General features: G+C 38.5%; 18 protein-coding genes, 1 pseudogene and 1 other annotated feature. Of the genes and pseudogenes, 1 reads left to right on the top strand and 18 read right to left on the bottom strand.

Annotation, left to right across the window (positions count from 1 at the left end; all coding sequences use genetic code 11):
* The first annotated feature begins 1 nt into the window (after position 1).
* The gene (locus BN1234_RS14255; RefSeq protein WP_054957329.1) at positions 2 to 1627 is read left to right on the top strand and encodes a glycosyl hydrolase family 18 protein; all 1626 of its coding nucleotides are present in this window, start codon (positions 2 to 4) and stop codon (positions 1625 to 1627) included.
* A gap of 121 nt (positions 1628 to 1748) precedes the next feature.
* On the opposite strand, the gene tyrS is transcribed toward BN1234_RS14255, so the two are convergent.
* The 18 genes and pseudogenes from tyrS to BN1234_RS14165 form a co-directional block, all read right to left on the bottom strand.
* Positions 1749 to 3011, bottom strand: coding sequence for a tyrosine--tRNA ligase (tyrS, locus tag BN1234_RS14250; protein WP_054957365.1), 1263 nt, complete (start codon positions 3009 to 3011; stop codon positions 1749 to 1751).
* A gap of 77 nt (positions 3012 to 3088) precedes the next feature.
* Positions 3089 to 3309, bottom strand: a binding site (T-box leader).
* A gap of 90 nt (positions 3310 to 3399) precedes the next feature.
* Entirely contained in the window at positions 3400 to 3798 is a 399-nt protein-coding gene (locus tag BN1234_RS14245) for a VanZ family protein (protein ID WP_054957364.1), read from the bottom strand.
* Between the two features lie 51 nt (positions 3799 to 3849).
* Positions 3850 to 4869, bottom strand: a complete 1020-nt coding sequence (locus tag BN1234_RS14240; RefSeq protein WP_054957328.1) for a serine hydrolase domain-containing protein — start codon at positions 4867 to 4869, stop codon at positions 3850 to 3852.
* 21 nt (positions 4870 to 4890) lie between these two features.
* Positions 4891 to 5478: a CDP-diacylglycerol--glycerol-3-phosphate 3-phosphatidyltransferase gene (gene pgsA, locus BN1234_RS14235; protein ID WP_054957327.1), complete on the bottom strand. Its 588-nt coding sequence runs from the start codon at positions 5476 to 5478 to the stop codon at positions 4891 to 4893.
* Between the two features lie 32 nt (positions 5479 to 5510).
* Positions 5511 to 5936: a DUF1801 domain-containing protein gene (locus tag BN1234_RS14230; protein ID WP_054957326.1), complete on the bottom strand. Its 426-nt coding sequence runs from the start codon at positions 5934 to 5936 to the stop codon at positions 5511 to 5513.
* Positions 5937 to 5953: 17 nt separating this feature from the next.
* Complete coding sequence (locus tag BN1234_RS14225; RefSeq protein WP_054957325.1) at positions 5954 to 6670, bottom strand: class I SAM-dependent methyltransferase; 717 nt, start codon at positions 6668 to 6670, stop codon at positions 5954 to 5956.
* Positions 6671 to 6682: 12 nt separating this feature from the next.
* Positions 6683 to 7312, bottom strand: coding sequence for a hypothetical protein (locus BN1234_RS14220; RefSeq protein WP_054957324.1), 630 nt, complete (start codon positions 7310 to 7312; stop codon positions 6683 to 6685).
* On the bottom strand, positions 7297 to 7581 hold the full coding sequence (locus BN1234_RS14215; protein ID WP_054957323.1) for a GNAT family N-acetyltransferase: 285 nt from the start codon (positions 7579 to 7581) through the stop codon (positions 7297 to 7299). Before BN1234_RS14215 ends, BN1234_RS14220 begins: the two co-directional genes overlap by 16 nt.
* Positions 7571 to 8116 (bottom strand): GNAT family N-acetyltransferase, encoded by a 546-nt coding sequence (locus BN1234_RS14210; RefSeq protein ID WP_054957322.1) that lies wholly within the window; start codon positions 8114 to 8116, stop codon positions 7571 to 7573. Before BN1234_RS14210 ends, BN1234_RS14215 begins: the two co-directional genes overlap by 11 nt.
* Before the next feature lie 121 nt (positions 8117 to 8237).
* A complete protein-coding gene (gene thyX / locus BN1234_RS14205; protein WP_054957321.1) occupies positions 8238 to 8948 on the bottom strand; it encodes an FAD-dependent thymidylate synthase in 711 nt (236 codons plus the stop codon).
* 72 nt (positions 8949 to 9020) lie between these two features.
* The gene (locus tag BN1234_RS23095) at positions 9021 to 9134 is read right to left on the bottom strand and encodes an NUDIX domain-containing protein (protein ID WP_156337220.1); all 114 of its coding nucleotides are present in this window, start codon (positions 9132 to 9134) and stop codon (positions 9021 to 9023) included.
* A gap of 225 nt (positions 9135 to 9359) precedes the next feature.
* Positions 9360 to 9716, bottom strand: a complete 357-nt coding sequence (locus tag BN1234_RS14195; protein ID WP_054957319.1) for a YciI family protein — start codon at positions 9714 to 9716, stop codon at positions 9360 to 9362.
* Between the two features lie 100 nt (positions 9717 to 9816).
* Positions 9817 to 10122 carry a hypothetical protein gene (locus BN1234_RS14190; protein ID WP_054957318.1) on the bottom strand — a complete coding sequence of 102 codons (306 nt, stop codon included), beginning with the start codon at positions 10120 to 10122 and terminating at the stop codon, positions 9817 to 9819.
* Positions 10123 to 10376: 254 nt separating this feature from the next.
* Positions 10377 to 10711: pseudogene (locus BN1234_RS14185) on the bottom strand (NIPSNAP family protein).
* 48 nt (positions 10712 to 10759) lie between these two features.
* Positions 10760 to 11197 carry an NUDIX domain-containing protein gene (locus BN1234_RS14180; RefSeq protein WP_054957317.1) on the bottom strand — a complete coding sequence of 146 codons (438 nt, stop codon included), beginning with the start codon at positions 11195 to 11197 and terminating at the stop codon, positions 10760 to 10762.
* Between the two features lie 105 nt (positions 11198 to 11302).
* The gene (locus tag BN1234_RS22815; protein ID WP_245640182.1) at positions 11303 to 11800 is read right to left on the bottom strand and encodes a DUF5662 family protein; all 498 of its coding nucleotides are present in this window, start codon (positions 11798 to 11800) and stop codon (positions 11303 to 11305) included.
* Positions 11801 to 11815: 15 nt separating this feature from the next.
* A complete protein-coding gene (locus BN1234_RS14170) occupies positions 11816 to 12388 on the bottom strand; it encodes a hypothetical protein (RefSeq protein ID WP_054957316.1) in 573 nt (190 codons plus the stop codon).
* Between the two features lie 69 nt (positions 12389 to 12457).
* Positions 12458 to 12853, bottom strand: coding sequence for a VOC family protein (locus tag BN1234_RS14165; RefSeq protein ID WP_054957315.1), 396 nt, complete (start codon positions 12851 to 12853; stop codon positions 12458 to 12460).
* Positions 12854 to 12967: the final 114 nt, after the last annotated feature.

Genomic DNA, 12967 nt, shown 5'->3' with positions numbered 1-12967 from the left:
TATGTTTAAAAAAATCATCTCGCTTTCTATGGCTATTATGCTCTTTGCAGGGACTGGCAGTGCAGTGGCATATAATGCGCAATTGAAGGCATATTCTGACGTTCCGAACGATTGGGCTGCCAGTAGTATTTATAAGTTATCTGCACTAGATGTCATATCAGGCACGGGAAATGGTAAATTTCAAGGAAATGCCGTTCTCACAAGAGAAGCTTTTGTAAAAATGCTAATGGCCTCACTTCAACAAGAATCCACTTCGTCCAATGCGATGAAATTGCAAGATATGAAGGACCCGAAGCATTGGTCTTATCCTTATATTCAAAGTGCATATGACCAGAAGCTAATTGATTTTATGATCAAAAACAACCGGTTCAATCCTACTAAAGAGATTACTAGAGAAGAAGTGGCTGTACTTATCGGCCGTATGCTGCTTCAAGAATTAGATGCACAGGAGCAGGTTAACTGGAAGCAGAAAGGCTGGAAGACAGAAGCGAACAATCGAAAATTTAAAGACGCTTCGCAAATTCAATCAAGCTATCAGGCAGAACTCTATTACAGCGCTCAGTTCGGTATGGTAGTCGGTGACTCTTCAGGTAAATTCAGACCCAAAGCATCGCTCACCCGGAAGGAAGCCGCTGTCATTATCGAACGAGTGATTAACGAACGAATACGAGAAACTGAGGTATCTGCTATTGGTTACTACGCTATTGAATCCTTCAAACAGGCGCAGCAGATGCAATATATGAAGGATGTGAAATTTGGATGGTCAGAGCTATCCTATATCACAGATGGCGATGCAGCTCTGGAGCTGAATAAAGGTTACTACTCGGTGCCAACCGGCTGGGAATCTGCCATCCAGATTGCTGATCAATATCAGGTACAGAAAGAGCTGAGTGTATTCTCCGATAACAGAGATCAAAAGCTTAGCAAATTTCTTAAGGACCTTCCAGCACAGAAGGCGTTCATTCAATCTGCTCAGGATACGATGAAGGATAATCCGTATGGATTTACCGGAATTTCAATCGACTTCGAAGGTTTAATCAATGCATCGGATCAGCCTGCATTTGTTGCTTTTCTAAAAGCATTGAAACAGGAGCTCGGTAGTGAGCTCACCCTGTCGGTAACTGTACCTCCAACAGAGTGGTACAAAGGTTATGACTTGCGTCAAATTGGATCGATTGCAGATCAAGTCATTGTCATGGCTTACGATTATACACATCTGGAGAGCAGCCTGCCTTCAGCGCCGCTTCCATTAGTAAACGAAACGATTCAGACTACACTTAAGTATATTCCGAAGGAGAAACTGATCCTCGGGATTTCCAAGCAAGCTAATCAATGGGTTACACGTAAGGATGGTACGGTAGAGCTTCTGAATCCTGCCATCAAGCTTGTTGAGGAACGGGCAGCTAAAGCGGGTACCAAGTCCGTGTTTGACCACCCTTACTTCTTAGAGAAAATTACATATAAACATGATCGTGGCAGTCATGTGATCTGGTATGAAGATGAGCAGAGCATCTCAGCCAAAATCTGGCTGGCGAAGTACTATGGGCTTCAAGGGGTTTCCCTGTGGTATATGGGAAACTACACTGCTGCGGATTATGGGGTAGTGAAGCGAGATACAAGTAGATAGCAGATTTTGTTTATCCAATATTTAGAAAACAACCGTCAAGAACGCTATTAAGCTGTTCTTGACGGTTATTTTAATTATCCCCAACATTTATATTTTTAGAAATCCACTTGGGTTCAATCAGTTATTCTCCAAGTTTAACAAGGTTGTAGTTCTTCTTACCTTTACGAATAATAATGAACCGGCCATCAAAGGAATTCTCGAGCGTCACTTCCATATCCGTATCCGTGACCTTCTCACCATTCATAGTGATCGCTCCGCTCGTAATGTCTTGACGTGCTTGGCGCTTGGATGGTTCGATTCCTACATCAACGAGCCAATCCACAATATTTTTAGACTCCTTGGTGGCATTGAAGGTCGGCATTTCTTTGAAGCCTTGTTCAATCTCATCCGCTGTCAAAGACTTGATGTCACCACTGAATAATGCCTCCGTAATCTTCTTGGCTTGTATGAGAGCTTCTTCGCCATGAACAAATTTCGTCATTTCTGCAGCAAGCACGCGTTGAGCTTCACGTTTGTGCGGCTCAGTCTGTACCTTTTCTTCAAGGGCGTCGATCTCTTCCTTCGTTAAGAAGGTGAAGAATTTCAGGTATTTAATAACATCGCGGTCATCCTGGTTAGCCCAGAATTGGTAGAATTCAAATGGAGTTGTCTTGTTTGGATCGAGCCAGATTGCCCCGCCGGCTGTCTTACCGAATTTCGTTCCGTCTGCTTTCAGCATCAGAGGAATGGTTAAGCCGAAGGCTTTCGCTTCAGGGCCTTCCTTTTTACGGATCAAATCAAGACCGCTCGTGATATTTCCCCACTGGTCGGCGCCGCCGATCTGGAGCTGCACATCTTCATGCTTGAACAGATGAAGGAAATCGATCGACTGCAGGATCTGGTAAGAGAACTCAGTGAAGGAAATCCCCGAATCAAGACGGCTTGCTACGATATCCTTGGCTAGCATGGTATTCACGCTAAAGTTCTTCCCGAAGTCGCGAAGAAAATCCAGAATTGTCATATCCTTCGTCCAATCATAGTTGTTCACCATACGAAGGCCTGTATCACCATCATTTACGAAGAGCTTCTTCATTTGTGCAGTCAGTGCATCAACGTTCTTCTGCACTTGATCCATTGTTTGCAGTGTTCGTTCTGAAGTACGTCCACTTGGATCGCCAATGGTACCTGTTGCTCCACCAATCAGGATAACAGGACGATGTCCTGCGAGCTGGAATCTCTTCAGCATCATAAATGGAATCAAGTGACCTATATGCATACTATCACCGGTAGGGTCAACACCACAGTACAATGAAATCGACTTCTCACTCGTTAATTTACGTAAACCTTCAGCATCGGTTTGTTGATTAATGGCGTCACGCCATTCCAATTCATCGATAATGTTCATCATTATATTTCTCTCCTTGGCGAATTATTAATTTTATTGTAACAACAAAAAAATCGTCTCCTATTGTCTTCAACAGACATAGGGACGATTAATTAACCGTGTTACCACCCAAATTGCATTAATGGATCTGCAGTCTCCATTAATACCACTCTAGCAATGATATCGATTGCCAGTCCGCTTAGCGTTACCTAAGATACTCCAGAGTGTAATTCGCAATGTTAAGTATGACCAGGTCTCATCAACCCCTGGCTTTCTGAACAGTGACTAACTTGCTACTTCGCTCTTTCATCGTGAGTTCCATTATTAGATTAAAGTCATCATAGGGTTTATAAATTACATTGTCAACCCTTAAAATTGAATGTATTTTATTTATTCTCTCGTGAGATCTTTATTTATTATTGCCTTTCCTTCGAATTCTATTCCAAATTCGGTCTGTAACCCGATAAATCAAATACCCTATTAAAAATCCAATAGAATTTAATATAAAATCATCTATGTCGAAGCTCCCTCGCCTGGTTAGCAATTGCATCGACTCAAGCACGAACAGACCGCCTAAGAATATGATAAATATCTTAGAAAGACTTTTTTTAAATATCATTGGCAAAAGTACTCCAAAAGGAACAAACACCCCAATAAGATTAATACTCCATGTTCTAGTACTCAAATCATATGTTCGCATAAAATAACGCACGGTAGAGAATGGCTTTAAGTTATACATATATTCGGTTTGTGGAGTCCTCCCAAATCCAAACAGCATCCAGTAACTCAGTATGATTAGATAAAGCATAAGCAAAAAAGTAGCAGTTTTTTTATTTTGATTGAACAACTGTTTGGGGCATTAAGATACATTTGATTGTTGGTTTAAAGCTTGTGTAATAAGATTACCAAATCTTTGAATATCAGATGTATAGTCGAACCCATTCTTTCCGCCAAAAGTCCATAGACTGTTCGTCATTCGTACAACCACCGCATTGTGTTCAGGGATTACAGTACATGAACACCCCGATGCCCCAAGGATCTGGTATGTTCCTTCAGGAAGATCTGGTCCAATTTCGGAGTTTGCAACCTTCTTATCTTGGATCCACCAAAAATATCCTAATCTAGGTAACTGAACAGGCAGTGAGTTAGGAGTATTAACTGAGGTAACATTATCAAATAAAGCCTTAGGAAGAATCTGTTGTCCTTGTATTACTCCCTTATTCAGGTGCAAGTTCCCCCACAAAGCAAGTTCCCTCGCTGATATGTAAAGATTACGATCACTACCTTCATTTGACTCGAGTCTTAAAGTAGGATAGGTAGTAGGATCATTTATATCACAAACCAGAGTTTCTTTCCCTTCTGTTCTCCACTCCGTTTGAGAAAATTCTAAAGGTTTAAACACTCGTTCATCAATAATTTCTGCAACTGTTTTTCCTGTAGCTTTCTTAATAATCTCAGCCAATATCTCAGGTTTCTTCCCTTCAAATGACGTACCTTCTGCAAACTTACGTACAACTACGCTATCCTTCTGAAAATGTAACCCTGTCGTTCTTGTAACTAGGTGTCTTATAGTAGTACTACCTAGAATGTTACGATCGTAGTTCTTAAGATAATTACTTATTGGCTCATCCAGGCTTTTTATTGCACCATCATTTATGGCAATAGCAGCAGCAAGACCAATATACGTAACTCTTGTTGAATAGACATTAAATTGAGAATATCTATCGACCTTCCTAGCCCCTTTATGGAAATGATGAAAACCAGAATACCATTCATGTATAATCTTGTTGTCTTTCATCACGCATATTGCTGCTGCTGAAGCAGCGATACGATCTTTAATTTGATTGGTATATTGATCCAAATCATTAAAGATATCCATCTTTTTTCACCTCTGCCTCATTCAAAATTCTAGTTTTAGTTCCTTATAATTATTCTTCAGGTAGGTGTATCCCGAGTACAATGTCAACACTACTGCAATCAACAAAATTGTATAATCAACAGGAAATTCCGTTAGATAATTAAATGGATAATTGTTTAATAACACAGCTGCAATACCCACGACCTGAAGCACTAGCTTTAATTTCCCGTGTTTATCCGCCGCTAATGCCACTCCCTTTGCTGCAGCTAATATCCTGATACCAGAAACAAACACCTCTCTACCAATAATAACGACAGCAATCCATGATGGAATGATTTGATGCTGTACCATGAGAATTAGAGCGACAGAAACTAAAAGCTTATCAGCAAGAGGGTCTAATAATTTCCCTAGGTTTGTTACTTGGTTATATTTTCTGGCGATGTATCCATCTAATTTGTCAGTGGCTGATGCCAATATAAAAATTGCCACTGCCCAATATACCCCGTAATCATTAAAATATCTCAAGATCGGATATTGATTTATCATCCAGGATGGATAATGTTGATAAGCCACCATGAAAAATGATATGAGACAAATTCTTAAGAGTGTAATTTTATTTGCCAGGTTCAATTCATTACCTCCTAAAAGCCCCGGTCTGGAAGCTAGAATCTTTTCGTTTCTTCAATCCATTTAACAACAACCTCTTTCAAGCCTTTCTCTTTCCGTTCCACATCTTCTTTCGATTTAAATTTAATAACTGCTCGATCACCGGTTACCCATTCCAGCATGTTAGTATGATCCTCAAATAATGGCCCTTTATCCGCTTGATCTGTGGATTTAGAACCGCAATGAAAAATAAGCCGTAAATAATCCTTTCCATGCAAATTGAAAGTGATTCGATCTTTATGGTCGAAACAGAAGCTTGGAGCATTCCATTTAATCAGTTCCGTTAAATTCTCATAAGCATCTAAGACTATTCTTCGAACCTCGATAATCTCGGATTTAAACGGATGCTCCAGCTGCTCAAGAAAATTCATGACTTGTTCATGCCCGGATAATGCATTGGGCTTCTTTTTATTATTTGCCATAAGCTCACTCCCTGTTATTATTTCTTCCTCCAAAGGGAGGTCCAGAGAAACGGAACCCCAAACAGGTCACTTTCTTGATCCATCGTTTCCATCATCCTCAATTCAATACATTCAAAATGATCAGATAGCAAATAACGAATCTTCTCTTCCGTAAATGCAAGACCGCCCTTCATGGACTTCTCTTCATATACTTCCCAGTCATTCATATCAAACTGAGGCCCGCCGATATCCCCAAAACCAGGTGCAAAGCATGTTAGTCCAAAATGACCGCCCGACTTTAATCCATTATGAATCATTTCCATATATTGAATTCTTCGATGCGGTAATAAGTGGTGCATACAACCAGAATCGTAGATCAGGTCATATTCATGATCAGGAGATAATTCAAAGACGGACTGGCACTGAAAATTAATGTCCAATAGTAATTCGTTAGCTCTTTCCTTGGCCCAATCAATAGCAACTTCTGATAGATCTACTGCATCTACTTCGAATCCGTTTAGTTTGAGAAAAATAGCATTACGTCCTGGCCCACAGCCGAGCTCCAAAGCTCTTCCTGGATTAATCATACCTGAGCTCAAATAGTGATTGAGATTCTCGTCCGGCTTATTATGAAAAAAAGGAACCGGTCTTTGTCGATCAGAATAAAACGGATCCCAGAATTCTTTAACAGATCGAAACTGAGAATCTAGCATCATGAGTAGATCATCCTGGTTTTTAATTGTTTTTCCCATCATTCATTCATCCTCTCATCCATATAAGTATGTATTGTTATCAGAAGTATTAGCCTTCATTGAAATTGCAACGCATTCCCTTACGGTTCTTTCAAGAACTTCTATGACTTCTTCAAATTGGAGAATTTCCAACTCTTGATCCTTTGCTTCATCTCTCTTTACAAAATCAAATTCTAAATCCTTTATTAATTCTGGTAGATATCTATAATCTATTTCTTCAATTTCTACTGGCTTAACTTCCATTGGATTATAAACAATTGAATAATAATCAATAAGTTTCCCATTAAGTCTCCAAAAATCCCTGTAATACTTTAACTGTGCTTCCTTCTTATCCGGCTGAGGCAGCCATTTTATCTTCTTCTTATAAATTTCTTCTACCCATATAACATCAGTTATTAAATGATAATAGTAGCCCAGATAAAATGGTTCGTTCATATGTTTTTGATATTTATTATGGAATCCAATATAGTCGGCAAAGAATTGTCCTTCCTTGTCTGTCTTTACGAAATGAGAAATGGTTTTGGGGGTATTCATGTTTTTATTTACATCAGGTGCAATGCCACCTAAGAAGAATTGTTCATCATCAATATTTAACTCTTTTGCAAGACGTGTAGTTACACAATAATGCATTATTCTTGATCCCATCTCATTCTCCTTTTCAACAGTCTTAGATCCTCAACCTTAAGTCCGTCATTAACACGCTGTAAAAATTGATTGTTTTCAGGTATCTCATAATTCATTAGCCAGTTATGGCGCATTTCCTTCTCAACATTCCAACCAGGAAGAAATTCATAAATCTCTGGCTGCCATGTGAGTTCATGTAATTCATCTAAATCTTCTAGTTGATATTCCCGAAGGATAATATCCTCACATTCAATATTTAAGATACAGTTTGAATGGTTTTCAGAAGCCATGTAGTTCTTCCCCCAGATATTCACTTTCTAAAATAGAAAATAAATAGGAGTCATGATATTTACTTTTTGCCCATATATGCTCCCTTAAGTGGCCTTCCATTTTCATTCCAACTTTCCTTAAGACCTTTGCAGATCCTATATTCTCTGGACGACAGGTTGCATAGACTCTATGTATATTGAAGGTTTCAAAAGCTAGCTTCAGTAGCGCTCTTGATGCTTCGCTTGCATAACCTTTCCCCCAATATTCTGAATTAAAGCAGTAGCCCATCTCAGCATTTTTCTCTGCAAGATAAATTCCACAACCTCCTATTAATTGATTTGTTTCTTTCAAAACCACAGCAATTTCAAAATCAGTTCGATTAATTGATTGTTGCTTATCAAGCTGTTGACTCACATATGATTTAGTCTCTTCTTCATTATTGGGTCCCCAAAGCATATATTCAGTTACTTTAGGATCGGATGCATACTTATGTACATCAATCCAATCCTCTTTAATGAATTCACGAATAATTAATCTTGAGGTCTCAATTTGCATTATGAAATCGCTCCATTTCATGGTTGTATTGATTTCATCTAACGTTCCTCTATCTATGACAAGCCCCGGCCTTAGATTGCTCTTATCTTAGGCCGGGGCTTATGCTGACTTCTATGAAAAGCTAAAAATCCTTTCTAAGCAGCTCATCTAGCGATATTCCAAACATCGGTTTACTCAGTTCCAATATAGCTTTGGCATATTCCTGTATTTCTTTTTGAGCGTCGTGTTCTAAACGCTGATTCAAAAAATGACAAACGGATTGCAGTGAAGCCGTCCAAAACCAGCGAACGTACATCCCATACGCTGGTAAGAATAACCTTGCTTGTTCGGCACATATACCGTCAACGAGTGCTTGTTCATATTTATGTATCCCTTGCTCAATGTACTCCATCAATTCATTCGTATATTTGTTTCCGAGCTCCCAGGATATAGGTTCTCCACTTCCCTGTTTGGAGTTTTCGGGTTGACTTCGCCACTGATCTCCGGCTGGAGTATAGAATGTCGGTTCTTCTGTTATGTATCTACGACTGGATTCATTCCAAGCATCTAAACTATCTCCTGTCCCTTCAAAATGCGCCGACCCCACCACATACTTCCACCACTGGCGAGCTACCATTAGAGGTGCATATATCTCAAATTGCAAAATCGCGTGCCTGAATGGTGAAGTATGACCTTCCCTGGCTAAAAACTTAATAAGCCTAATGTCTTTTTCGCTAAGTTCAGTAGATTCTTTGGCATAAGAAACACGGGCTGCATTGACAACGGTTAGATCAGATCCCATATGATCTACTAACCGAACATAACCTTTATCTAGTACTTGTTGAATTAACATGACTGATTCTCCCTTTATTTTGCAGGTGATTTTTATACTCCGGTAATGTATATAGATCGCACTTTACACTTTTTAATTTTTCTGTTCAAATATTGCAGATCCTGTTTCTTCATATAACTCCCTAATAGCCGTTTGAATTATGTTCTCTCCTTGTGCTCTCTTACCTCCGGAGAGTTCCCAAATCATACGACCTTTATAGATATCAGGATCAGGTAGCAGACCCGATACTTTCACATCTTCTTTCCGTAAACGATCAGCTTCCTCCAAATCAAACACATCAAGTCTTGGGTCAATTCTGACATTCAATCCAACTGACTTGAGTTCATCTCTAAGGATTTGATCCCTTACTTACAGATTATGTAGTTACTCATTCATAGAATCAGAGTAATTCATTCTGCGGTTATATACGGGTTATAGCTCGAATACCTGACGCAATTCAATCTCACCTTCCCCATGTCCTTGCGGATCGGGCATTCGCATGGCCCACTCGATAGCTTCTTCTCTCGATTTCACATCAATCAGAATGAACCCGGCAACCAAATCTCCTGGTTCCGTAAATGGACCATCCGTAACCACTGGCTCCTCACCTGGTTTCGGATACGAAATTCGAAGCCCATTTGAACTTGGATGAAGTCCTTTAGCCATGATACGCACGCCTGCCTTAACTAATTCCTCATTATACTTCGTCATAGCTTCCCTGAGATCTGCGTCCGGGAGATTTCCTTCTTCCGAATTCTTTGAGGCTTTGACAATGATCATAAATAACATAATTATCCTCCTTATTTTGAGAAATCATTTTTAATCATGACCATTCTATAAAAAAACACGTTATCTTTGGCAAGCAAAATTAACGTGTGTTTTTTTATATTTATGCGAAAAAAGGAACGATTCCTAAAATCGGATAAACAATTGCATAGTATTGTAGGGGTATAAAAAATAATGTGTGGCGATTTCCTAACTTGAACCGTTCTCCTGTTTTTTCATTTGTATAAATTTCATCTTTATCTTTATTCAAACGCTTACCAATAAACCACACAGGTATAGCCGATAAGGTTAGACCGATGAAGTAATACCAATGTGAATTTTCATCAGTAAACCCTAATGCAGCAAGTAGACCCGCTATTAGTATAGGGAATAGGATACCGATAATTCCCCATCCTCGCCAAAAAATCATTACGCCCATCCTTCCTTGAGTAAATATTACTGCTATGTATCTATTTTCCACATACAGTATACTTTTTGTTTTAGAATTAAATCAAGGGTTTATTCGACACGTTAGTTCAAGATATACAAATGGAGAGTTCGAAGCGTATATTCGTTGTTATCTGATAGAATCGGTTACAATAACCTCTTGGTAACCCGTTCTCCTCACATCTGTTTCTCTTGGCGATTATTCCATTCAAGTTATTCATTCATATGTCTTTATGCTTATATCGTTGAAATTAACTCTTCATTTTTAACTTTTATCAGGAATTCTTTATACACGTACTCTCTGCCACCATTTGTTCATACCAAGCGTTTATCTTTTTTACGTGTTCACTGTCGCTTCGGACATTTTTTTCTATTTCTTGATAACTTTCATAGCTGTCATATTCCCAAATAGCGAATATTTCAGTAGTCGTATCTGTATGAGGAACCATCCATCTTCCCACTAATCTAGCCCCATGCTTCAATTGATTGGGTAAGTTTGTCTCATTAAAGTGTTTATTAAATATATCAACAAATTCTGTTTTTATAATATAGAACTTTCTCCTATAAAACATATACGCCTACATCCTCTCTAATTGAATAAGTTCTCTTCGTTATGGGCCTTATATTCCTTTAATTTTTTCTTCGGCAAGGCTTAGCAGTTCCATTCTATGACTACTACTTCCTTCCAATCTGGTTATTAGTTGTTTTGCTGTTTCAAAATTCATTACTACCCTCCCTGATGTCTCAAAACCAGCTGGCAGCGGTACGTACTTCTTAATGCGTGCAATTACAAACACGGTATACGTATCTGTATTCTCCCAATACCAAGAGGCTATCGGAATTCTATATGTATCTAGTATAAGACCCGCTTCTTCGACTGTTTCACGGTCAAGAGCTGTATCTATATCTTCATTTACTTCTAGTCTTCCGCCTACTGTTGTTAAGGTTTTTTCGTTAATATCCCAGACAAAAATTACCGAGCCATCCTCAGTAATTGGTATACTATGAACTCCTGCTATTTTTTTGTCTGTTGGAAATTCGTTAATAGCTTTCAACACTCGGTTCCACCTCTTTCAATAACTCCTATATTAACATGTTAATTCCCCTTCCTTGGAAAAACTCGGGCTGACCAAGGAGTGTCAGCGGCGCAGCGCAGCCAGCTTTCAAATATTAGTATGTTTTAAGTAAACCTCAAGCTCTTTTCTGGTCTGTGGATGTAATATCACACTATCTGACTCCAACATTCTTATGACTAAACTGGGTTCTTTAACCTTACGTCCCCACTTTCTTGAAAATGACCTCCAGTCACATACCATCTCAATGATGTACTTCTTCGGCATTGGCAATGCTTCCCTTGTGTTTCTATTAACGATCCAATATTCCCAATGATGTTTATTATGATTTTGATGGTGCAGCCAAGCTTTCTTCCATCTTAATTCGACATTCTCATTCTTCTGATTTGAATAAAACTTAAGAGCGTATGGTATAAATTCCTGCAATGAAAACTTAGACATATCATGCATAATTCCTTGAAGATACAATCCTTCTTTCCAACATTCGATCAGTACGTTAAGTTTATGATCTAGAACATAAAGTAAATACCGCCAATATACCAGGAATATTGTGACAACCTCCTTTTGGCTAAAAAAATCGTAATTCAATTTCGATCATTCACTTTATAATCTTGAATAAATCAATGCGCCTCCTGATCCTAAAATAACCAGGCTTTTACCTGAAGGAGCGAAGCCACATTTTAGATCTCCATCTAATCGCTTTAATTCAATCATTGTTGCATCATTAAGATATTGATAGTTTAATTTATATAGATTTTCAATTATAACTGAAGCCCTGGGCCACCAAGGATAAATAACTTGAATAAACCATCCGTCATTCGTAGTATGAATTCCGTCTCCTGCTTCAAATCCAAAGATATCAATCACTTCACCATTATAAGGTGAATGAAAGGATAAATTGTTGTTTCTAATGCTTTTATCGGTTAGTTTCGAATCCCTATCTCTATGAATCCTTGTTCCTGAGCTCACTTCCGTTATGCTATAACCAGAACTACTAATAAGTACTAAGTTTTCATTCTGATCCCATCCACACGCTAGACATCCGGAAGCAGGTACTATGACTTCTTTGAGCCATGGAGATGGTGGATTTGACTCAGACATTCCTTGAGCTTTATGTAATAGTTCTATTTCGAACTTTGTTCGTTTTTCTTTCCATGATTTTTTTAAGAAGTCCATATTAATTCTCCTTAAGTTAAGTCCCCGCTGATATATCCACCTGATTTCGCTTCCTCGAATATCAAGAAATTAATAAATTAATTCACAATCATGATGTTCCCAAACATCAAATAAATTACCGTCTGGATCTTCTAGAACGAAGAATTTTCCAAACCGGCCTTCATCACTAATATTACCGACTTTCACATCTTCTGATTTCAGATACGTATGTAATGATTCAATATCATCTGTAAAAAAAGTGATAACCCATCTTTTTTTATGATTAATTTCAAATACTGCCCTTGTGTCATTATCGCTTTGGATTAAATCAATTATCGGCCGATTTTCTCTAAACAAACTTAAGTAGCCTTCCCTTTGATTCCGGATATTAAATCCAAAATGTTTATTAAACCATTTCGCGGAACTTTCGATATTTGTGACAGGAATAACATTGTATGCTATTCCTAGAATCCTTCCATTCTCCATAATACACCTCCTTGCAGTTATATTTTACCTTTTTTCACATTTGCGTACAATCATTCTTATGGCACTATTAGCTTTGATAATGAGGCGAAGAGTTGTACCCACACATCTCAGCGT

This window comes from Paenibacillus dakarensis (assembly GCF_001373415.1).
GTDB lineage: Bacteria > Bacillota > Bacilli > Paenibacillales > Paenibacillaceae > Paenibacillus_AQ > Paenibacillus_AQ dakarensis.
The sequence above is the reverse complement of the archived record's forward strand: the minus strand, read 5'-3'. Positions and strand labels throughout refer to the sequence as shown.